This window comes from Sulfitobacter sp. M39 (genome assembly GCF_021735935.1).
Classification (GTDB): domain Bacteria; phylum Pseudomonadota; class Alphaproteobacteria; order Rhodobacterales; family Rhodobacteraceae; genus Sulfitobacter.
In genome coordinates, this window is sequence record NZ_WMDZ01000001.1 from 2632451 (window position 1) to 2654179 (window position 21729).

General features: G+C 57.6%; 23 protein-coding genes and 1 tRNA gene. 12 read left to right on the forward strand and 12 right to left on the reverse strand.

Going from position 1 to position 21729, the window contains the following annotated elements:
* Positions 1-276 precede the first annotated feature (276 nt).
* The gene (locus GLP43_RS12640; protein WP_237279585.1) at positions 277-1221 is read left to right on the forward strand and encodes a response regulator; all 945 of its coding nucleotides are present in this window, start codon (positions 277-279) and stop codon (positions 1219-1221) included.
* Between the two features lie 2 nt (positions 1222-1223).
* Here GLP43_RS12640 and GLP43_RS12645 read toward each other — a convergent pair whose 3' ends face one another.
* On the reverse strand, positions 1224-1454 hold the full coding sequence (locus GLP43_RS12645) for a hypothetical protein (RefSeq protein ID WP_237279586.1): 231 nt from the start codon (positions 1452-1454) through the stop codon (positions 1224-1226).
* 101 nt (positions 1455-1555) lie between these two features.
* Positions 1556-1795 carry an Lrp/AsnC ligand binding domain-containing protein gene (locus GLP43_RS12650; protein WP_005854294.1) on the reverse strand — a complete coding sequence of 80 codons (240 nt, stop codon included), beginning with the start codon at positions 1793-1795 and terminating at the stop codon, positions 1556-1558.
* A gap of 150 nt (positions 1796-1945) precedes the next feature.
* On the opposite strand from GLP43_RS12650, the gene hisB reads away from it, so the two are divergent.
* Both hisB and hisH read left to right on the forward strand, forming a co-directional pair.
* Entirely contained in the window at positions 1946-2533 is a 588-nt protein-coding gene (gene hisB / locus GLP43_RS12655) for an imidazoleglycerol-phosphate dehydratase HisB (protein ID WP_237279587.1), read from the forward strand.
* Between the two features lie 2 nt (positions 2534-2535).
* The gene (hisH, locus tag GLP43_RS12660; protein ID WP_237279588.1) at positions 2536-3174 is read left to right on the forward strand and encodes an imidazole glycerol phosphate synthase subunit HisH; all 639 of its coding nucleotides are present in this window, start codon (positions 2536-2538) and stop codon (positions 3172-3174) included.
* Positions 3175-3189: 15 nt separating this feature from the next.
* Here hisH and GLP43_RS12665 read toward each other — a convergent pair whose 3' ends face one another.
* A complete protein-coding gene (locus GLP43_RS12665) occupies positions 3190-3582 on the reverse strand; it encodes a DUF2147 domain-containing protein (protein WP_237279589.1) in 393 nt (130 codons plus the stop codon).
* 132 nt (positions 3583-3714) lie between these two features.
* Positions 3715-4104 carry a DUF2147 domain-containing protein gene (locus GLP43_RS12670; RefSeq protein ID WP_237279590.1) on the reverse strand — a complete coding sequence of 130 codons (390 nt, stop codon included), beginning with the start codon at positions 4102-4104 and terminating at the stop codon, positions 3715-3717.
* 143 nt (positions 4105-4247) lie between these two features.
* On the opposite strand from GLP43_RS12670, the gene hisA reads away from it, so the two are divergent.
* The 3 genes from hisA (at position 4248) to GLP43_RS12685 (ending at position 6118) form a co-directional block, all read left to right on the forward strand.
* Positions 4248-4964, forward strand: coding sequence for a 1-(5-phosphoribosyl)-5-[(5-phosphoribosylamino)methylideneamino]imidazole-4-carboxamide isomerase (gene hisA / locus GLP43_RS12675; protein ID WP_237279591.1), 717 nt, complete (start codon positions 4248-4250; stop codon positions 4962-4964).
* A 90-nt stretch (positions 4965-5054) separates the two neighbouring features.
* Positions 5055-5816, forward strand: coding sequence for an imidazole glycerol phosphate synthase subunit HisF (gene hisF, locus GLP43_RS12680; protein WP_074634551.1), 762 nt, complete (start codon positions 5055-5057; stop codon positions 5814-5816).
* Positions 5813-6118 (forward strand): phosphoribosyl-ATP diphosphatase, encoded by a 306-nt coding sequence (locus GLP43_RS12685; RefSeq protein ID WP_237279592.1) that lies wholly within the window; start codon positions 5813-5815, stop codon positions 6116-6118. Before hisF ends, GLP43_RS12685 begins: the two co-directional genes overlap by 4 nt.
* A 95-nt stretch (positions 6119-6213) precedes the next feature.
* On the opposite strand, the gene GLP43_RS12690 is transcribed toward GLP43_RS12685, so the two are convergent.
* The 3 genes from GLP43_RS12690 to rlmB form a co-directional block, all read right to left on the reverse strand.
* Complete coding sequence (locus GLP43_RS12690; RefSeq protein ID WP_237279593.1) at positions 6214-6636, reverse strand: CoA-binding protein; 423 nt, start codon at positions 6634-6636, stop codon at positions 6214-6216.
* A gap of 231 nt (positions 6637-6867) precedes the next feature.
* Entirely contained in the window at positions 6868-7185 is a 318-nt protein-coding gene (locus GLP43_RS12695; protein WP_237279594.1) for a hypothetical protein, read from the reverse strand.
* A 10-nt stretch (positions 7186-7195) separates the two neighbouring features.
* The gene (rlmB, locus tag GLP43_RS12700) at positions 7196-7972 is read right to left on the reverse strand and encodes a 23S rRNA (guanosine(2251)-2'-O)-methyltransferase RlmB (protein WP_237279595.1); all 777 of its coding nucleotides are present in this window, start codon (positions 7970-7972) and stop codon (positions 7196-7198) included.
* Positions 7973-8099: 127 nt separating this feature from the next.
* Here rlmB and GLP43_RS12705 point away from each other — a divergent pair.
* From GLP43_RS12705 to GLP43_RS12715, 3 genes are all read left to right on the forward strand, one after another.
* Positions 8100-8183 (forward strand) — tRNA-Tyr (locus tag GLP43_RS12705).
* A 120-nt stretch (positions 8184-8303) separates the two neighbouring features.
* The gene (locus tag GLP43_RS12710) at positions 8304-9308 is read left to right on the forward strand and encodes a hypothetical protein (protein WP_237279596.1); all 1005 of its coding nucleotides are present in this window, start codon (positions 8304-8306) and stop codon (positions 9306-9308) included.
* A gap of 122 nt (positions 9309-9430) precedes the next feature.
* Positions 9431-10723 carry an O-acetylhomoserine aminocarboxypropyltransferase/cysteine synthase family protein gene (locus GLP43_RS12715; RefSeq protein ID WP_005854311.1) on the forward strand — a complete coding sequence of 431 codons (1293 nt, stop codon included), beginning with the start codon at positions 9431-9433 and terminating at the stop codon, positions 10721-10723.
* Between the two features lie 93 nt (positions 10724-10816).
* Here GLP43_RS12715 and GLP43_RS12720 read toward each other — a convergent pair whose 3' ends face one another.
* Positions 10817-11509, reverse strand: a complete 693-nt coding sequence (locus tag GLP43_RS12720) for an SIMPL domain-containing protein (RefSeq protein ID WP_237279597.1) — start codon at positions 11507-11509, stop codon at positions 10817-10819.
* A gap of 229 nt (positions 11510-11738) precedes the next feature.
* Here GLP43_RS12720 and GLP43_RS12725 point away from each other — a divergent pair, with 229 nt between their 5' ends.
* From GLP43_RS12725 to GLP43_RS12735, 3 genes are all read left to right on the forward strand, one after another.
* Complete coding sequence (locus GLP43_RS12725; RefSeq protein ID WP_237279598.1) at positions 11739-14387, forward strand: hypothetical protein; 2649 nt, start codon at positions 11739-11741, stop codon at positions 14385-14387.
* Between the two features lie 278 nt (positions 14388-14665).
* Positions 14666-15124, forward strand: a complete 459-nt coding sequence (locus tag GLP43_RS12730; protein ID WP_237279599.1) for an Lrp/AsnC family transcriptional regulator — start codon at positions 14666-14668, stop codon at positions 15122-15124.
* A gap of 45 nt (positions 15125-15169) precedes the next feature.
* Entirely contained in the window at positions 15170-17107 is a 1938-nt protein-coding gene (locus GLP43_RS12735) for a cation:proton antiporter domain-containing protein (RefSeq protein ID WP_005854327.1), read from the forward strand.
* Between the two features lie 79 nt (positions 17108-17186).
* Here the strand turns inward: GLP43_RS12735 and GLP43_RS12740 are convergent, their stop codons facing one another.
* The 4 genes from GLP43_RS12740 to GLP43_RS12755 form a co-directional block, all read right to left on the reverse strand.
* On the reverse strand, positions 17187-17702 hold the full coding sequence (locus tag GLP43_RS12740; protein WP_009825020.1) for a CarD family transcriptional regulator: 516 nt from the start codon (positions 17700-17702) through the stop codon (positions 17187-17189).
* Positions 17703-18008: 306 nt separating this feature from the next.
* Entirely contained in the window at positions 18009-18347 is a 339-nt protein-coding gene (fdxA, locus tag GLP43_RS12745) for a ferredoxin FdxA (RefSeq protein ID WP_005849180.1), read from the reverse strand.
* 52 nt (positions 18348-18399) lie between these two features.
* Entirely contained in the window at positions 18400-18786 is a 387-nt protein-coding gene (locus GLP43_RS12750; protein WP_237279600.1) for an RNA-binding S4 domain-containing protein, read from the reverse strand.
* Positions 18787-21714, reverse strand: coding sequence for a helicase-related protein (locus GLP43_RS12755; protein ID WP_237279601.1), 2928 nt, complete (start codon positions 21712-21714; stop codon positions 18787-18789). It lies immediately after the preceding gene.
* Positions 21715-21729: the final 15 nt, after the last annotated feature.

The window sequence follows — 21729 nt, forward strand, 5'->3', positions numbered from 1 at the left end:
ATCGTTAAAACTGTACTTTTCATTGCATGGGTCCGTTGGGCTAGGCGTGTTTGCGATCACTAGATTAAAATTACGCCGATTTTACGGCATCTGTCATATGAAGTTTTCCTCGGCCAGTATTTTATCTATTCACCTTCGCGGCACAAACGCGCATAATTCCCGCACAGGGTGAATTTTTCGATTAGTCTTATTGTTGCCGGTTTTGTTCACTATCGTTTAGGGAGTTCGACATACGTTGCCTCGGAACCTCGAAGCAATCCTCGGAAGGAGACCAAATTGAAAATTCTAGCCGTCGACGATGATCCATTCATTCTAGAGCTCCTTCCCGCGATGTTTGAACAAGCAGATTTGAACGATCTGCATACTGCGCCATCGGGCCCCGCTGCGCTTGAAATGATCAGCGCACAGAAGGTGCCCTTTGATTGCATGCTGCTGGACGTCGACATGCCTGAAATGGACGGGATTGAGCTTTGCCGCAGAATTCGCGCCCTCCCCGGCTATGAGAATAAGCCAATCTTGATGCTGACGGCCAAGACAGACTCGATTTCGATTGAGAAAGCGTTTGCTGCCGGGGCGAATGATTACATCGCCAAGCCATTTAACCTAAAGGACATCTACAACCGGATTCGCGTTGCCGAACGCCTGCTAGTATCGTCGAAGACGATCAAACGCATCGACGCGAGCGACCTCTCAAAAGAGGGCACGTCGGTAGCGGAAGATTTCATATTGGCGGACAAGGTCTTTTTGGCGAATGTCGGCCGGCTGATCCTATCGTTCTCCCTTGGCAACTACATCACGCAGCTCGATCGTAGTGAGCTCGACAACTATCAAGTGTTCTGTGTCTCGATTGATGATGCAGAAGGTATTTTCGAAGAAACCTCCCACCAAAATTTCCTTCATCTCCTCACTACCTTGGCAGAAACTCTGACCGATCTCATCACCTGCCCCCACCTGCTGATGTCGTACGAAGGCAACGGGGCTTTCTTGTGTATTACCCGTGACCCCAACCTGCCCGAATGGGACAGGATGGAGGCGGGACTGCAGGCGAAAATGGATGCCATGGATTTGCTGCCGGACAGCGAGACGCAGCATAAAATAAGCTTGTCGGTCGGCACGCCTATTTCGCCTAACGCAAACCGAACTCAACGGGTGAAAAAGACGTTCGAGCGAGCGCTTTCGCGCGCTGAAATGCGCTATGCAACCAAATGCGCCGCCGCCTAACTCTAGTTGATCGGGAACTGCACCAGACACTGCGCCGCATGCTTGCGGTAGTCCTCTAGGGTCTGATCAATTGTGCGGCGGTCACGCATTTGGGCCATAGCCGCTTTCTTTTGCGCCCGCGTTCCGCTGACGTGTCGCTCTAGGATCAGGACGGTGACACCCAGCATGATAATCTTTTCATCATCGCCGATCATGTCAGCGCGCGACAGTGTCACGCCCGTATAGGCAATCATATTGGCGCAGCGCAACGCAGCGGCCTCTTCCCCTTCATAGGTAAGCGCATGTACCGGACCCGAAAAAACAGCTCCGCAAAGGAGTGTCGAAAACAGGAGCCTCAAAATGCTTTGAACGTCATCGTCGTAAGCGAACGTTCAATCCCTTCGATGTCCAGAAGGTTGTCGTTGATGTAAACACCAATATCTTTTCCCGAAGGAATATAAAGCTTCATCAAAAGATCGTAATCCCCGGACGTCGAATACAGTTCGGAGTGTATTTCCCGCAGCGCAACCTCTTCGGCGACGCGATAGGTACTGCCGGGCCGGCACCGGATCTGGATAAAAACGCAGGTAGACATGAGCAGGCCTTCGGCTGGTTGCGACACGCCCAAGCTGACATAAGGGGACAACAGCCGCAATCGCTGATTGGGGCCGATCGGCATCGAAACGCTTTGTCTTGGCGCGACGGCCTGCCCTGCTATAAGAGCCCGAAAGACGGAGATATTCATATGCGCCAGACCACAATCAATCGCTCGACCGCAGAGACCAAGATCAGCGTCGAAATCAACCTAGACGGGACCGGATCGTACGCCAATCACACCGGCATCGGGTTCTTCGATCACATGCTGGATCAACTGGCGCGCCATTCGCTGATCGATATGAAAATCAACGCAAAAGGCGATCTACACATTGATGACCACCATACGGTTGAGGATGTGGGCATCGCACTCGGCCAAGCGCTAAGCACCGCGTTGGGTGATAAACGTGGCATTCGCCGGTACGGCGCGTGCCTGCTACCGATGGACGATGCGTTGGTCCGCACCGCGCTTGATCTGTCGGCACGGCCGTTTTTGATCTGGAATGTGGACCTGCCGACCGCAAAAATCGGGAACTTCGATAGCGAGCTCGTGCGTGAGTTTTTCCAAGCGCTCAGCACGCACGGGGGTATCACATTGCACATCGATATGCTGCATGGCCTGAACAGCCACCACATCGCCGAGGCGGTCTTTAAATCTGTCGCCCGCGCTCTGCGCGAAGCGGTAGAAACCGACCCTCGGAAATCTTCTGATATCCCCTCGACCAAGGGTGCGCTGTAACGATGTTAACTGCGATTATCGATTACGAATCGGGCAACCTTCATTCGGCGCATAAGGCATTTGAACGGATGGCGCGTGAATGCAATGCTGGCGATGTGGTGGTCACCGCTGACGCCGATGTCGTGGCACGCGCCGACCGCCTTGTCCTGCCCGGCGATGGCGCATTCCCCTCCTGTATGGCGGCGCTGAAAGGCCAAAGCGGCATCTATGCCGCCATGGTCGAATCCGCCGTCGACAAGGGCCGCCCCTTCCTCGGGATATGTGTTGGCATGCAGTTGATGGCCTCCATGGGGCGCGAGTATGAAGACACAGCGGGCTTGGGTTGGATCAGTGGCGAAGTGACCAAGATCAAGCCTCGCGATCCCTCCCTAAAAGTACCACATATGGGATGGAACGACCTTGTCATAGACCACCCTCACCCTGTTTTCGAAGGAATAGAAAGCGGGGATCATACGTATTTTGTCCATAGTTACCATATGGATGTACACGATGAGGCCGAGCGGCTGGCGCATGTCGACTATGCTGGTGACGTCACCGCTGTTATCGGCCGTGACACCATGATCGGCATGCAATTCCACCCAGAAAAAAGCCAGACAACCGGCCTTCGTATGATTGCGAACTTCCTGAACTGGCGCCCCTGAACCGGGCACCGTCTTCTAACGAAGGCGGGTCCAGATCATTTCGTCGCAAGCATTTCCCGTGCAGGTCTGTAACCGCATTGCATTCCCGTCGACCAGCATCGTCGCCTTATGCTTCTTAGAGGCAGAAGGCTCCAGCAACGTGCCGACATAGCTCCCGTCAGGTTGCGGCTTCATATCCCAGAAGACCCGTTTACCAACCGCTGTAGAGCGCTTGTCATATCCGCGCCGGTCCTTAGCACGCTCAACGGTCCCGCAAAGCGCAGAGCCGCAAGGCTTTGCTCTCACGTGAACCACTAATCCGTTAACATCCGGCGCAGACCTCCAGACACCTTCAACGACATCAGCAAATACAGTGGTCGAAGACGCTGCAAAAATAGCAGCAAAGAAAATATATTTTGGTAAAAACATCGTATCACTCCCCCAAGCGACACATGCCTTACAGCTTTTTAGCAACGCACCAAAAAACCAAGGCGCGGGTATAGAGTACACCCGCGCCCCGATTCGCACAAATCCCACTAAAATGGGACGAAATTAGAAGAGTTACTGGACCCGTTGCCAATCCTGCTTTGAACACAGTAATCCGCCAGCGACACAGCCCGAAAGCTTCAGGCTGTTGCCCGCCACAGTCATTTTGCCGATGTAGATCTTGTTGTTGGAAGGCCGCCAAACCTTACCGGCATATTTACCGCTTCCATCGGGTTTCATGTCGATGACCAACTGTTTTCCGATGTTTTCGGACTTATACTCTCCCGACGCATTGAATGTTCGCTGAATTGTACCGCAGACGGCGCCGCCACAAGGGGTCATTTTCACATGTGCGTATGCCCCGTCGTCCGGCTGCGTTTTCCAAACGCCAACCGCGGGGTCAGCAGCCATAGCTGTCCCAGCAAAACCCATGCCAACAATGGCCGCAAAAATCGTTCTTTTCATGATATATCCTCCCGATATGCCGTCAGATTGAAGCCAATACGATGATTCAAGCAAGCTTGACGTAGGGGACACCTCTGCTGCGTTGCAAAAACCCGCGCGTCATGGCAATTGGAACCAACTCCCCCAATGCCAAGGGCAATGCTATGATCCTCTACCCTGCTATCGATCTTAAAGACGGCCAAGCCGTTCGTCTCGTGCACGGCGACATGGAAAAATCCACTGTTTTCAACGATGACCCCGCTGCTCAGGCTCGAGAGTTTGTGGATGCAGGCTGCACTTGGCTGCACCTGGTGGACCTGAACGGCGCCTTTGCGGGGACCCCGGTCAATGCCGCCCCGGTTGAAGCGATTTTGAAGTCTTGCAACGTCCCCGCCCAGTTGGGAGGCGGCATTCGCGATATGGCGACGATCGAAGCTTGGCTAGACAAGGGTCTGGCACGCGTCATTCTGGGCACTGTCGCAGTTGAAAACCCCGCTTTGGTGCGTGAAGCAGCGCGTGCTTTTCCGGGCAAGGTCGCGGTTGGCATTGACGCCAGAAATGGCCGCGTGGCGACCAAGGGATGGGCTGAGGAAACCGACGTAATGGTTACAGATCTCGCTAAATCCTTCGAAGATGCAGGTGTCGCCGCGCTGATCTACACCGATATCATGCGGGATGGGGCCATGGGCGGTCCAAACATCGACGCCACCGCCGCTTTGGCACGTGCCGTTAATATTCCTGTCATCGCCTCCGGGGGGGTCAGCTCCCTTGCAGACCTTGAGGCGCTGAAAGAAACTGGCGTGATATCCGGTGCCATTTCCGGCCGGGCGCTTTATGATGGTGCGATAGACCTCAGCGAAGCTTTGACGGCCCTCGCCTAAGTTTCCAAATGGTTTAAAATCCTCGGGTGGTTTGGAGGGCAGACAGCCCTCCAACGGTTTATTCCGCTGCCCCGTCGCGAGAAAGAAGACATGCTAAAGACCCGTATTATTCCCTGCCTCGACGTCGCCGATGGTCGCGTTGTCAAAGGCGTTAATTTTGTTGGCTTGCGCGATGCCGGTGATCCGGTTGACGCAGCCATCGCATATGACGCTGCAGGGGCAGACGAGCTTTGTTTTCTTGATATCCACGCCACCCATGAAAACCGTGGTACCATGTTCGACCTGGTCACACGCACTGCCGAACACTGCTACATCCCGCTTACCGTTGGTGGCGGTGTACGCACCGTTGCAGATGTTCGCGCGCTGCTTTTGGCTGGTGCCGACAAGGTTAGCTTTAACTCTGCCGCGGTGGCTAATCCGGACATTATTGCGCAGGCAGCAGACCAATTCGGCAGCCAGTGCATTGTCTGTGCCATCGATGCGAAAACCGTCGCTCCCGGAAAATGGGAGATTTTTACCCACGGTGGCCGCAAACCCACGGGCATAGATGCCGTCGAATTCGCAAAGACGGTTACAAAGAAAGGCGCAGGAGAGATTCTGCTTACCTCTATGGATCGTGACGGTACCAAGCAAGGGTTTAACATTCCGCTAACGCGCGCGATTTCCGACGCGGTTTCTGTGCCTGTCATCGCCTCTGGCGGTGTCGGAACGCTTGATCATCTTGTCGATGGCGTCGTTCAGGGCGGCGCTTCAGCGGTGCTCGCAGCCTCGATCTTTCACTTCGGCGAATTTACAGTCGCTCAAGCGAAACAACATATGGCCGATGCCGGTATCCCAATGAGGCTCTCATGACGCTCGACGATCTATTTGTAACAATCCAATCAAGAAAAACTGCGGATCCGGCAAGTAGTTGGACGGCGCAGCTTTTGGCAAAAGGCCCCGAGAAATGCGCCGAAAAATTCGGTGAAGAAGCGGTCGAAGCGATCATTGAGGCCGTGAAGGACGATAAAGCTGGTCTGACATCGGAAGCCGCAGATGTGCTGTACCACCTGCTTGTCATGCTCGCGTCCCGCGACGTCGCGCTGTCAGATGTACTGGATGAACTGAGCCGCCGGCAGGCGAAAAGCGGCCTCGCTGAAAAAGCCGCCCGCTAATACGGGGCTCGTTTACCACAGTAAATTTCGTGACGCCTAGTAAACTGGGATCAAATCTTGTTGGAGATTATTTCCGTTGCGAAGCATCCCATGCGCTATTCCCCGAAAAGCCGTTGATATTCAATCTTCGGGCATCTGTTTTGAATGACGGTCACCCCCTTTGCTTCCGCTTTTGCGGAAGCTTCAGGATGCTGCACCCCGATTTGCATCCAGATCGTCGCCAGATCAGGAAACACCTGTAGTGCCTCGTCAACGATTTCTGGCACAGTCACTGACCGTCTAAAAATATCGACCATGTCAACGCCACCCTCGATGTCCGACAGCTGCGACACCACCGTTGCCCCAAATAGTGTCTTCCCCGCATGCTCCGGATTTACCGGGACAATTTCGTACCCCTTGGTCTTCAAATATCGCGTGACATAATAACTTGGCCGAACCGGGTTCAGCGAAGCCCCCACGACCGCGATACGCTTCGTCTGCGTCAGAATATTTTTCAGTTGGGCATCGGTGTAAGTCATGCGTCTTACTAAACCTTTAGCGGTTCAAAAAAAAGCGCCCTCGACGATAAACGTGAGGGCGCAAAGGTATGGAACGAGGGACAGTTAGGTGATCGGCGAGAGTTCCAAACTCACCGTCATACACAGTAGGTAGGAACGATTTGCTCCATTCAAAGAGCATGTGACAAATCCGTGAAGAAACGATGAATGCGCCGGCTGTTTTCCGCCGCGTCTTGCTTCTGGCAACCTAAACTAGTCAAATATATCGTCGAGCACATCCGCGACCTCACTCGCGATTTTCGTAATCCAGGTTTTCTTTTTCTTCACTTTTCGATGCTTAGGCTTGCGAATAGCAGCTGCCGGTTGGGCATGTGGAAATTTCCGCAGCCCCGCCGCAGGCCTGCTGCAGTTATTGAGCTTTTCAGAATCGCGAGGGAGCGGAATTTGTTTCAAATCATGCAATGGTGCGCCGCATTGTGCGCAAGCCAACTCGTGCCGCCCTGCCCCCAATGTCAGCGCGGCCTTGCTGCCGCAAAAACAGCATGTCGCGATTTTTGTCGGGTAATTCATGCAATTATGCTCAGCTGTGATCCCGCGACGCATATAACGCGATTGCCGCTGCATTCGACACGTTTAGCGAACCGAACCCGCGCCCTGCGTCGATTCGGACCAACGCATCGACGGTTTCTTTGGTTTTTTCACGCAGACCTGGCCCTTCGGCCCCCAGCACAAGCGCCACCGGACGGTCGCGCTTGCCCTCCAGCGCAGATTCGACGGTCATATCGGCTTCGCCGTCCAGACCAAGAACAAGATACCCCATCGATTGAAGCTCCTTGATCGCATCGGCCAGGTTCCGGACACGCAAATACGGCTGCCGCTCCAGTGCGCCACTCGCTGTTTTCGCAAGCGCACCGGTCTCGGGCGCAGCGTGATGACGCATGCCCACAACCGCCGATGCGCCCAACACCTCTGCGGACCGCAGAATTGCACCAACGTTATGCGGGTCTGTCACCCGATCCAGCAGCAACACCCGCGGCGCTTCAGCCCCGATGCAGACATCCTTGAGCGATCCCCAGCTTAACGGTTTGACCTCTAGTACGGCTCCTTGATGCACCGACCCGGGGTCCAGCGGCGGGCGAAATTTTCGCGGATCAACGACCTCTGGTTCAATGCCGGCTTTGGCAATCGCTTCTTCCAGCTTGATCTGAGCATTCGGCGTAACCATCAGCTTAATCTTTTCACGCGCGGGATTTTCCAGCGCGTCGCGCACTGCATGAAGGCCAAACAACCAAACTGTTTGGTTCGCATCTGCCTTCTTTTCCTGCTCTTTTTGCACAACCCACTTAGGTTTTTTCATCGCCGAACCTTCTATCTTTCATCGCAAGGTAAAATTCCCTGCATTTCGCGCCGGTTTTCGCCTTGACGCCTATACTGCCCGCTTGTAATCACGCCTTCACATCCGGTGCAATGCACAGGGTGAAAGTGGGCGACAGGCCGCAAGGTGTGGCAGGGGACTGTAACTCCCTCGCGGAGACGCACGCCTGGTTCGATTCCAGGGTCGCCCACCACTTTCCCCTTTCGACTATACTAAAGTATAGCGGCACAGCCGTTTGATCCGTTGTGTTCCAATGCGAATTTGTGACACATCTTATGTGTTCTGTACGCATACGAAAAGATAGGGGTGACCCGTGTCCCATGCTTCCCGGCCGGATCAGGCTTTCAACATTGCGATCGTCGGGCAACACGGGCGGCTGGCCTATGAGGCTCTGCTATTTGCCGCATCGCTGCGCCACCACAGCCCCCATTTTTCGGGCGACCTCTATGTGATGGAGCCGCAGCCCGGCCCGCTTTGGTCGGAAGATCCACGAATCAAGAACCCCGATGTTATCAGCGCGCTCCACAACCTTGGCGCAGAGGTGATCCCGTTTGACACAAAGCACTTCGGCGAGAGCTATCCATATGGAAATAAAATCGAAATGCTCAATGCGCTTCCAAAAGCTGAGCCCTTCGTTTTCTTCGATACGGACACGTTAATCACAGGTGACCTGCCGTCGGTGCCCTTCGACTTTGACCGCCCGATGGCATCCATGCGGCGCACGAACACATGGCCTGTTCCCCAGCTCTACGGACCACAATACGCCGGTCTGTGGAAATCCCTTTACGATAAATTCAACCTAGATTTTGACAGCAGCCTCGATCTGTCTCAGCCCGACGACTATTGGCAACGGTACCTGTACTTCAACGCCGGCTTCTTTTTCTATCGTTGCCCTCACGAATTTGGTGAAAAGTTTCTGCACTATGCGCTTGCGATCCGGGATGACGCACCAGAAGAGCTGTGCGCGCAGTCATTTGACCCATGGCTTGACCAAATCGCCTTGCCGCTGGTGATTCATTCGCTTGGTGGGGGGCGCAATACATTGCCTGACGGGCTGATCGACGGATCGGTTAGCTGCCACTATCGCCTGCTGCCCCTGCTTTACGCACGCGAACCGGACCACGTCGTTGACACTTTAGAAACGATTGCAGCACCAAATAAACTGAAGAAAGTTTTAAAGGGTTCGGAGGCGATCAAGCGGATGGTGTACCAAGGCCGCGGTCGCAAGGCACGGGCCCTCTTTGATCAGGACAACTTGCCGCGCAAAGAGCAGGCCATTCGGAATCGTTTGAAATCAAACGGCTACTGGATGCGGTAGCGTCGACTTCATTTTTTCCTAGTCTATATACAACCTTCTATGCGTGACAGACGCGACCTACAGCTTGTGCGTTTACATCGGTTCACCTAACCATATTGAAGACAATTTTAGGGAGAGCAACGATGACAGATAGCCCCAACTATGGTTTTGATACCCTGCAGATACACGCAGGGGCCAAACCTGATCCGGCGACCGGTGCGCGGCAGACGCCGATCTACCAAACCACGGCCTATGTGTTTCGCGATGCGGACCACGCGGCGGCGTTGTTCAACCTGCAAGAAGTGGGGTTCATCTATTCCCGCCTGACGAACCCGACCGTTGCTGTCTTGCAGGAACGCATCGCCACGCTTGAGGGGGGCGTTGGTGCCGTGTGTTGCTCTTCCGGGCACGCGGCACAGATTATGGCATTGTTCCCGCTGATGGGGCCGGGCAAGAACATTATCGCCTCTACCCGTCTATATGGGGGCACGGTGACGCAGTTCAGCCAAACGATTAAACGTTTCGGTTGGTCTTGCAAGTTTGTCGACTTTGACGACGTTGATGCCGTGAAAGCAGCGGTTGACGACGATACCCGCGCGATCTTTGGCGAAGCCATTGCCAATCCTGGCGGCTACATCATGGACGTACGTGCCATTGCCGACGTGGCGGATGCGGCAGGCGTTCCGCTGATCATCGACAACACAACGGCGACGCCCTACCTGTGCCGCCCGATCGAACTTGGCGCGACTCTGGTGGTACATTCGACGACGAAATACCTGACCGGCAACGGCACGGTAACAGGCGGCTGTATTGTGGATTCAGGCAAGTTCGATTGGTCCGCGAATGATAAATTCCCGTCGCTGAGCCAACCGGAACCTGCTTACCACGGTCTTAACTTTCACGAGACCTTTGGCGGCTTGGCCTTTACCTTCCACGGCATCGCCATCGGTTTGCGGGATCTTGGCATGACAATGAACCCGCAGGCCGCGCATTACACCCTGATGGGGACAGAGACACTTTCGCTGCGCATGGAACGCCACGTAGAAAACGCGCAGAAAATCGCGACTTGGCTCGAGAATGATGACCGCGTTGACTATGTCACCTATGCGGGGCTGGAATCCTCGCCCTATTTCGAGCGTGCGAAAAGCGTTTGCCCCAAGGGGGCCGGCGGGTTGTTCACCTTTGCGGTGAAGGGCGGATACGACGCCTGCGTCAAATTGGTAAATGCGTTGGAGATTTTCAGCCATGTCGCAAATCTTGGCGACACCCGGTCGCTGATCATCCACTCTGCCTCCACCACGCACCGTCAGCTTAGCCCCGAGCAGCAAGAAGCCGCGGGCGCCGGCGCGAATGTTGTGCGCGTTTCCATCGGGACAGAGGATGCCGCCGACCTTATCGCCGATCTTGATCAAGCGCTGGCCAAAGCGACGGCTTAGGGTAGGCCCCATAAAAGACCCCCGCCAAAGCAACCCTTTGGCGGGGGTATGTTTACCTATTCAAATCGTCAAATGCCTCGGGGCAGCAGAGGGTTAGTCAGCCTCGGCGATTTCGAACTGCAGCGTGACCTGCGCGCTGATGTCGATCTCTCCGGTCTCGATGGGCATATCCATACTTTTCATCTGGGCACCCCGCATTTCCATCGGGCGGAAACCCTGGCTCGATTCGGACATGCTGGTGAGTTTACCAAGCTTAACGCCAGCGGCATCTGCAAGCTGCTGCGCACGCGCCATCGCATCCTTAACGGCCCCCTCTCGGGCCTTAGCCAGCGCCGCTGCATTATCTTGCAATCCGAATTGCAAGCCGTTGAAATCATTCGCGCCCTCGGCCACGACCGCATCAAGCAATTGCCCGAGTTTGCTTAAATCGCGAACCGTCACGCTGACGGTGTTACCCGCCTCATAGCCCGATACTTCCACCGGGGACGCATCTTCGCGGGGGCGATTGTCATAGACGGGCCGCAGATAAAGCCCGCTGGTCTGACGGTCGAGGCCCGCGATCTTCAATGTGTCCAATTGGTCTAGAATGCCGCGCACTTTTTCAGAAGTCTGCGCCATTGCGTCCGAAGCAGAGGCCGCCCGCTCGCTCACGCCCAAGCGGATCGTCGCGGTATCAGGGGCAAGCGATACAATGCCCTCGCCATTCACGGTGATCCCCTGAGGTGCTTGTTGCGCCAACGCCCCTGACGCAAAACCGGCACAGACGATCGCAGCAATTTTCAACATTCGCATATTCATGACCTTTTTTACTGTGATATCCCTTGGCAACATATGTGGCCTCCCGCCTAAGTTGCCGCAAGCCTCCTCTGCGCTCCGCTCTTTTCATGAGCAAACTACTGCTCTATTCTTTTGCTGTGAACGGGCGCTCTGTTTTGCAGGCGATCCCCATGGTATTGGCAATCTGCAGCCGTCCGAATGTCCCACCGTCCCAATGCCTCTAGTCAAAAGCGTTCCAATGAAGCCCAATTTTGCACTGTCTCTCTCCTTCGAAGGTATTCGCCTCCTGCACCGCGCCCCTGATGGATGGCGGCAGGTGGGTGAAGTGGCCGTCGACGCGGAGGATATGGCCGCCCAACTGGCCGCCTTGCGAAGCACCGCCACCGCGCTAGAGCCGAGCGGCCTGCGCAGTAAGCTGCTGATTCCGAGCGATCAAATCAAGTATATGACGATCGACACCGCAGGGCTTAGCGATCAGGCGCGGCGCGAACAGGCCGAGGTGGCGCTTGATGGCGCGACGCCCTACGCCGTCGAAGATCTGGTCTTTGACACTAGCCATGATGGCCCCCGCACCCATATCGCCGCCGTCGCCCGCGAAACACTAGCCGAGGCCGAAGCGTTCGCGACCGAGCATCGTTTTCACCCCGTCAGCTTTGCCGCGCAGTCCGACGATCATGATTTTACCGGCGAGGCGTTTTTTGGCCCAACAGATACCGCCCCCAAGTGGTTGGAACCGGGCGATTCTGTGGAGCGTGACAAAGGGCCATTCGTTATCCTGGGCGATGTGGAGCTGCCTCCGGAGGATACTTCGCCGCCGAAAGGCGATGCGGCTGCTGATGCGGAAAACCCCGGGAAGGCCGATGATGTGACGGCGGATGCGTCGCAGGAGGGTGACAGCACGTCGGATGCTCCGGCGGCTGATGCCGCAAAGCCGGAAGCAAAGACGGCTGATGCGCCTCAGCCTGCAAGCCAGAAACCAGCAGACGGCCCCGCGCCCAAAGCGGCAAAGCTTGACGCGCCTCGCGTTGCACCCGCGTCCCCATCGGTGACGCCCCCGCCAAGCAAGTCGTCGCCCCCCGCCAAAACGCCCGAAGTGTCAGCTGGCAAGGCACCGGCACCCGCCGTACAGAAACCAGCTGCTCCATCGGTTGAGAAAAACGCGGCAGCGACACCCAAGCCCGCGCCCGCCGTGTCCAAATCCCCGCCCGCGGCACCTGCCGCAACGAAAGGCCCCGCAGATTTTTCTAGCCGACGCAACGCACCTATCGTCACCGGCACCGCCGCGCGCGGTAGCGTGCAGCCCTTGTCGCACACGGGCGGGCCGGTCCCCGATAGCAGTTCGTTAACCGGGGCCAAGCCCGCGCAGCCCGTCAAGTCGTCGCCTTTCGGCTTTCTGAAACGCCGCAAGCCCCGCGCAACACCACCTCCGCCCAAACCAATGGCGGCAAAAGCGGCACCCATTCCCGGCAAGGCCCTTGCCACGGGTGCCAGCGAAGTCGACCAGATGACCGTTTTCGGGGCCCGCAAAGAGCAGTCCATCGGAGGCAAGCCGCGCTTTTTGGGGCTGGTCCTGACCGCAGCTTTGCTGGTGTTCCTCGCGGGCGTCGCGGCTTGGGCGTCCGTCTTCCTTGATGACGGGTTGGCGCTATCGCGTCTCTTTGGCAGCCGTGACACCACGCAGTCCGCTTCTGCCCCGCCGGAGCCGGCGGTCAAACAGCAGGTGGAAAGCCGCGAGGACCCCATCGTGCCGCAGGCCCCGCCCGAGGATACGGCCGACACCACCGTCGCCGCGCTTGATCCCACGCTCAGCGATGAGGACGGTGCAGTTTTGGACGCGATGCGCGTGCCACAGCAGTTGCAACCACGCGAGCTGACCGCGCAGGAAATCGAAGCGAAATACGCGACGACCGGCATTTGGGCCATCGCACCAAAGACACCAAAAGCGCCGTCAATGGTGACGCTGGATGATCTGTTCATGACCAGCATTGATCCCGTCAGCACCTCAAATGACGCTGTTGCACTGCCGACGCTCGCGTCCTTTGGCGGGGATACGGTCGATATCAGCTCGGCCCCTCCGGCGGCGGCGGGCACGTCGTTCACGCTGGATGATCGTGGTCTGGTTGCTCCAAGTGCGAATGGCACATTGAACGCGGATGGGGTTTTGGTTTTCGCCGGGCAACCGGCCCGTGTGCCCCCTGCGACCCTCGCCCGCCCCGGTGTGGTCGAAGAGGAAGAGGATACGGTTGTTGCCGCCCTGCTCGGCTTTCGCCCCAAGCTGCGCCCCGAGGATCTGCCCGAACAGAACGAGCGCGCCAATCTGGGCGGGGTGACCCGCAACGAGCTTGCCGCCTTCCGCCCGACCCTGCGCAGCGCCGACGTCATCAAGGCCGCCGCTGCTGCCAAGCAGGCCGAGGTTGACGCCGCAGCAGAGGCCGCCGCTGCCGCGATCAAAGCCGCATTGCCGCAAGAGCCCGTGAACAACGCGACGCAATACGCGACAGAAGTGTCCAAGCGTCCAGACACGCGCCCCGGTAACTTTTCGCGCATCGTACGCCGTGCCGAACGCGCGCAGCCTGCGCCTGTGACGGTGGCCAGCGCGCCGACAGCCGTCACCCCGCAGGTGGTACAGCCATCGGTGCCGTCGAAAGCCTCCGTATCGAAGCAGGCAACTGTGAAAAATGCGATCAAATTGCGTCAAATCAATCTGATCGGGGTGTACGGCAAACCCTCAAGCCGCCGCGCCTTGATCCGGCTGAGCAACGGGCGGTACCAAAAGGTTGCGGTCGGGGACCGTCTGGATGGTGGCCGCGTCTCCGCGATTGGCGAGGCCGAATTGCGGTATAACCGCCGCGGGCGCGATGTCGTGCTCAAGATGCCCCGCGGCTAAGCTTCTGTTCTTGTTCCGGCCGTTTAGTTCCGGTTTATACTGCCGCATTGAACGCTTCGGCTTTCTGTCATTTTGACGTCCGGCTTGCCGCGTTGCCTCGGACCTGATCTGTATCGGGTCACCCACCCTTTCCGAACTTGCCCCATTTCATAAGCGCTGTGGTGACGTTGTGTACGTAGGGTCGTTAAATATGTGCCACGGATGCTCATTGTGATTGAATTCCCACTCATTCACGCGAGGTTGACGCATGGTTTTATCATTCTATGTGAGAATACCGCATGGCATTAGATGATATCGATAAACGCCTGCTGGCGGCGCTGCAAAAGAACGCGCATCTCACGGCTCAGGAGTTGGGAGAGAAGCTGCACCTATCCCCGTCCCAAGCAGGTCGGCGGCGGCAACGGCTTGAAACCGAAGGGTATATCCAAGGCTACACGGCTCGGCTTAACCCCGAACGGTTGGGGCTGACGGTACAGGGGTTTGTGCAGGTCCATCTGGGCACCCACGGGCCCGAACATTCCGCCAGTTTTGCGCGGCTTTTGGCCACCCGCCCCGAAATCGTTGGCGCCTGGACGATGACGGGGGATGCGGATTATTTGCTGCGCGTCTATTGTGCAGACCTGCCCAGCCTGAACCGCCTCATCCATGATGTGCTGCTCCCCCATGGTGCTGTCGCAAAAGTGCATAGCCAGATCGTTATGGATCAGCTTAAACGAGACGGGCCCTTGCCCACCTGATTGACCCGTTCGGGGCCTGCCCGACACAAAGAAAGTATGCCCCCTATGGAAGGTTTCCTGTTTCAAGCCTCGATCTATCTCGCTGCGGCGGTGATTGCGGTTCCCATCGCATCGCGTCTGGGGCTGGGGTCGGTGCTGGGATATCTGGCGGCGGGGATCCTGATCGGGCCGGCCTTCGGGCTGGTCGGATCGGAAACCAAGGATTTGCAGCACTTCGCCGAATTTGGCGTGGTGATGATGCTGTTCCTCATCGGGCTAGAGCTTGAACCCCGCGCCCTATGGAACATGCGCCACCGGCTGCTGGGGCTAGGCGGGATGCAGGTCGTGCTCAGCGCTGCGGCGTTGATGGGCATCGCGATGGCCTATGACCAGCCGATGGGTGTGGCGATTGCGATCGGTCTCACGCTGTCGCTGTCATCCACCGCGATCGTGCTGCAAACCCTGTCAGAAAAGGGCTTGATGCAAACAGCGGGCGGGCGGTCCGTGTTTTCGGTGCTGCTGACGCAGGATATCGCGGTGATCCCGATCCTCGCGTTCCTGCCGCTGCTTGTGGCGCAGCTGCCCGCGCAAATGCGGCCCGACGGATCGATCTCGGTGAACCCCGAGGATGCCGCCCACGGGGCAGAGGCAGCCTCGGGGCACGGTCCTGCGGCGGCGGGTCATGGTGCCGAAACCGCGCAGGCGGCGATTTCGCTGGTGCAGGGGCTGCCGGGCTGGGCGATCACGCTGGTCACCTTGGGTGCTATTGCCGGGATCATCATCACCGGCGTGTTTTTCACCCGCCCCGTTTTCCGGTTTATCCACGCCGCCAAGCTGCGCGAGATGTATACCGCTTTGGCCCTGCTGATCGTCGTCGGGATTTCCTTTCTGATGATGCTGGTGGGCCTGTCGCCCGCACTTGGGGCCTTTCTTGCGGGCGTGGTACTGGCCAGCAGCGAATTCCGGCATGAACTGGAAACCGACCTTGAGCCGTTCAAAGGGCTGCTGCTGGGGCTGTTCTTCATCACCGTGGGGGCGGGTATCAACTTTGACCTGCTGTTCGCCGATACGATCATCATCGTCGGGATGGCGCTGCTGGTTATTCTGGTGAAGGGCCTGATCCTTTACGGGCTTGGCACCCTGTTCAAGCTGCAAGGGCGCGACCGCTGGCTTTTTGCGCTAGGTCTGGCGCAAGCGGGTGAATTCGGCTTTGTGCTGGTCAGTTTCTCGGTCGCCACGGGGGTTATGCCCAATGACGTGGCCGAGACATTGTTGCTGGTCGTTGCCCTATCGATGCTGATCACACCGCTGCTGTTCATCACCTATGACCAGATCAGCAAACGGATGGATACGAAATCCGGTCCCATCGTCGCAGACGAGATTGACGAGCAAGGCACCGTGATCATCGCGGGTGTCGGGCGGTTTGGCCAGATTGTGAACCGTCTGGTGCAGGCTAGCGGCTTTCGCACCGTTGTTCTGGACCACAACCCCGAAACCATCGCCGTCATGCGCCGCTTTGGCTTCAAGGCGTTCCTGGGCGATCCGACCCGCGCTGATATTCTGCGCAAGGCCGGTCTGCGCGATGCCAAGGTTCTGGTTGTCGCGCTGGATGATCCCAAGTCGGCCTTGCAGCTTATCGCCTATGCGCGCAAGGAACGGCCCGACCTGCATATCGTAACCCGCGCCCATGACCGGACGGATGTGTACCAACAATACCAGGCCGGCGCGAATGACATCGTGCGCGAAATGTTCGACAGCTCGCTTCGGGCGGGGCGCTATGTGTTGGAAAACCTCGGGCTCTCCGACTACGAGGCGGCAGAGGCGCAGCGGATGTTCTATTCGCACGACCGTGCGTCTGTGCGCGAGCTGGCGGCCCTGTGGCGCCCTGACATCCCACCAAGCGAGAACAAAGCCTATGTGGCGCGCGCGAAAGAGCTACAAAAGGATCTGGAAACCGCTTTCCTGAACCGGATCGACCAAGAGGATAAGACCCAAGGGTCGTAGCCCCCCTCGCCCTTCAGACACCAAAAAGCCGCGCCCGATATGATATCAGGCGCGGCTTTTCAAAATTTAACGGTTGCGATCAGGCCGCGGCGACGCGGCTTTCCAACACATCACCGACCTGCTTGGAGGCCGCCAGTTCGTCCCCACCGGCGACGGCGGCAACTTCACGGGTCAGACGCTCAAGCGCGGCTTCATACAGCTGACGCTCGGAATAGCTTTGCTCGCGCTGGTCGTCGGTGCGGTGCAGGTCGCGTACGACTTCGGCGATGGCGATCAGATCACCGGAGTTGATCTTTTGCTCATATTCCTGCGCACGGCGCGACCACATGGCGCGTTTGACCTTGGCCTTACCCTTCAGGGTTTTCATCGCATGGCTGATCACGTCAGGGCTGCTGAGCGCGCGCATGCCAATTTCTGTCGCCTTATGGGTGGGGACCCGCAGCGTCATCTTGTCTTTTTCGAACGCGATCACGAACAGCTCCAGCGAGATGCCCGCGACTTCCTGCTCTTCGACCGAGATGATCTGACCAACGCCATGCGCCGGATAAACAACGAATTCATTCGGGCGGAAATCTAGCTTCTTCGACTTGCTCATACAGTGGCTCCTTGGGCGCGGGGACGGCCCGCATGGGTAAATATGCTGTCACGACGACAAAGGCCGACCGGCCCAAAGAGCCGTCAGCCTCATTTCATAACTTCAGATGTTCTGGTTCAACCTGTGCAAAACGGTTGAGATTTGGCGCGTAGGTATCATCATTTGCGACAACGTATATCACAAAATTGCCCCCCCCGAAAGCGGGGGGCGGCACAGATTCGATCAAATACGTGTTAATCGAATAAATAAAGGGGATCAGGTGGCGTCACACGCAGCGATCACCCCATGCGCCCAAGTGCGAATCGCTTAGCCGCCTTCGCCGGGTGCTTCAGAGAAATACTTCTCAAGCTTGCCCTCTTCACCATCGCGTTCCTCTGCCTCGGGCAGCGGGTCTTTCTTGGTGATGATCACGGGCCACAGTTCGGAGTATTTGCGGTTGAATTCAACCCACTTCTCCATGTCCGGCTCTGTATCGGGGCGGATCGCGTCGGCGGGGCATTCAGGTTCGCAAACGCCGCAATCGATGCATTCATCGGGATGAATGACCAACATGTTTTCGCCCTCATAAAAACAATCCACCGGACATACTTCAACGCAGTCAGTGTATTTGCAGGCGATACAGGCATCGTTAACGATATAGGTCATAACATCATCTTTTATGGCAGGTTTAACGCAGGAGATACGTCAGCACAGCGTATCATTCAAGGTGGCGCGCCCGAGAAAGATCAAGCACGCGGCGATCACGCTTACTGGGGCGCCCTTTTCCCTCAAATGCCGGATTTTCAGGTTGTTTTTTCTCGGATCGGGGGACCGGCGGGGACAGATCGGTGTAAAGTGTGTGCGCCTCGGGGGCCGGACCACGGCGGGTGCCGATGCCCTCTATCTGGATCACCCGCACATCGTCGCCCATAGCAAAGGTCAGCACGTCGCCAACCCCAACCAGTGTCGCACGCTTTTGCGCGACGCTGCCGTTGACCCTGACGGCCCCCGCTTGCACGCGGGCGGCCGCCAGAGAACGCGTTTTATAAAACCGCGCATGCCACAGCCACTTATCAAGCCGCAGCTTTGTCGGCGCTTCGGACAATTACTTGTTGTCTTTCAGCCCCATCAGCGCAGCGGCGAATGGGTTGTCAGGGTCAATCGGCTTTTCAGCACGGGCGGGCTTGCTGCTGAACTTCTGGGCTTTGCCGCCCTTATCTCCACGCGGTGCACCCTTTTTGCCACGCGGTCCGGGCTTCCCCTTCCCTTGTGGGCGATCCCCGCCGCCGCGACGCTGGCCTTGGGCATTGCCACGGGGCGTGCGCCCCCAGGTAAAGACATAATATGTCTCAAGCTCGGCACCTGCGATATCGGCGTCAGGCGCTGTGCCTTGGGGGTTTTCCTCGGCGGGGGTGTCCGGGATGTGATCGTCCACCTCTGGTGTCTCGGCCAGTTCCTCGACCATCGGGGCGATCCCGTCATCGGGCATATCCGCGGTTGCGGGCACGATGTCATCCGCCTGAGCAGCCGCTGGATCTTCGACGATACCACCGGCTGGTTGCTCGGCCGCGACGTCCATCACGGGCGTCTCGGCGTCCGCGCCCTTGTCGGCAGCCATCGGTGCACCGTCATGGGGCACGACGGTATCAACGGCTTTCACCTTGGTGCGCTCAGCCTTTTCGGCCTTGTAGCCCAGACCTTCCATCAGCGTGGCAAATTGTTCGAGCGTCATGCCCGTGATCGACAGCATATCGGCCTTCGCCTCGAACCCGCCGCGCGAATCTTCGGAGCGCAGCATATCGGCCAGACGTTCCAGCATATCGATACGGATCGCGCGTTCACCAGCATTACGGTACCCTGCCATCGTCGCAGCGCCTTCGGGTGCGCTGGTGTCGACGGGGATGGTGACCAGACCGGGGGGCGGCGATTCAGGGAATTCGTTCAGCCCCTTGGAAATCGACCACAGCACCAGACGCAAACGTGTCGGCGCAGGCTTCAGCAACAAAGGCATAAAGATGGTGAACTGACCAAAGCGCAAACCATGCTTGCGCAGCGCGCCACGGGCGTCCTGATCCAGGGCTTTCACCTCGTCCGCCACATCAGCGCGTGGCAGAATACCAAGGTTTTCAACCATACGGAAAGCAAAGCCACGGGCCAGACCGGTGAGCGCTTCGTCCTTGGACAGGGCGAGCAGCGGCTCGAACAGGGCCGCGACCTTGCGGTCAATGAAATGCTGCAACCGGCGCTGCACTTTTTGTGCGACCTCGGGGCCTGCAACGTCATCGACGAAGACCTCGACACCGGGCTTCAGCGGATCGGAGCCCGCAACCAGTTTACCCACGGCAGAGCTGCCCCACATGAGGCCGCCCTGCTCTGTGAAATCAATCTCTGTATCAGGCGCGTTGTAGAAACGATCCGCCCGCAAATGGAACTGAGGAGCCAGCGCCTGCAACGATGCAGCTTTGATCGTTTTATCTTCGGCAACGCCTGCGCCTTTGTCTTGGCGAAAGCGGAACCCGTCCAGCTTGCCAACAAATTCGCCTTCAACGGTTACTTCACCGGTCTCGTTTACTTCGGCCACCATGGCTTCCTTCTGTCCTAGCCGGCGCAAAAGCACGGATGTGCGCCGATCTACAAATCTTTGGGTCAGACGCTCGTGCAGCGCATCCGACAGTCTGTCTTCTACGACACGCGCCTCGTGTCGCCAATGGCTTTCGTCACCTGTCCAGCCTTTGCGCTGTGTCACGTAGGTCCAAGTGCGAATAAACGCCAATCGTTTGGATAACGCATCAATGTCGCCATCGGTTCGATCTATGCGTTTAATTTGCCGCGCCAGCCAGTCGTCGGGTATAGAACCGCGCTGATGCAGGAAGTTAAAAATCTGCTCCAGCAGGCTGGCGTGCTCTGCATGGCTTATACCACGAAAGTCGGGAATCCGGCAGACATCCCACAATAGACGTACTGACGGCCCATCGGTACAGCGCGCCGCGATCTCGGCATCAACGGCGAGATTCTTGAGCGCCCGCAGATCATCGGCCTCGCGCGCTTTGAACAACCGCTCATTGTCTGGCGACGTCTCAAGCGTCTGGATCAGCCGATCAATAGACCCGAACTGCAGCGCCGGGTTGCGCCAGTTAAGCTTGTTCTGCGGTGTGAACTGGTGATCCATAATGGCCCGCGCGACACCATCATCAAGCGGAGACGCGTCGCCCGTGACACCGAATGTACCGCTCTTGAACCCGCGCCCTGCCCGACCGGCAATCTGCGCCAGTTCGTTCGGGGCCAAGGGTCGCATCCGCCGCCCGTCAAACTTGCTGAGCGCCGAGAAAGCAACGTGGTCCACGTCAAGGTTCAGCCCCATCCCGATGGCATCCGTGGCCACCAGATAGTCGACCTCGCCATTTTGATACATGGCGACCTGCGCGTTGCGTGTGCGCGGGCTGAGCGCGCCCATCACCACCGCCGCACCGCCCTTCTGACGTCGGATCAGCTCTGCAATCGCATATACATTTTCAACCGAAAACCCGACGATTGCACTTCGCGGACGCATCCTGCTTATCTTTTTCTGACCAGAATAGATCAATTCGGACATCCGCTCGCGTCGGATGAACTGCGCCTCTGGCACCAGCGCCGCGATTGAGCCGCGCATGGTGTCGGACCCCATGAAAAGCGTCTCGTGTTGACCGCGCGCACGCAAAAGACGGTCGGTAAAGACATGCCCCCTCTCAGGATCAGCACAAAGCTGGATTTCATCGACCGCAACCAGATCAGCGCCCATGCCTTCGGGCATCGCCTCGACGGTGCAGACCCAATATTGGGTGCGCGGCGGCACGATCCGTTCTTCGCCCGTGACCAGTGCCACGATGGACGGGCCACGCAGGGCAACGATGCGGTCATAGACCTCGCGCGCGAGCAAACGCAGCGGCAGCCCGATCACCCCCGTGCGATGCGCCAACATCCGTTCGATTGCATAGGTCGTCTTGCCTGTATTGGTCGGGCCTAAAACGGCCACGACCCTGCTGTCACCTGCCACCAGAAATTCCTTAGA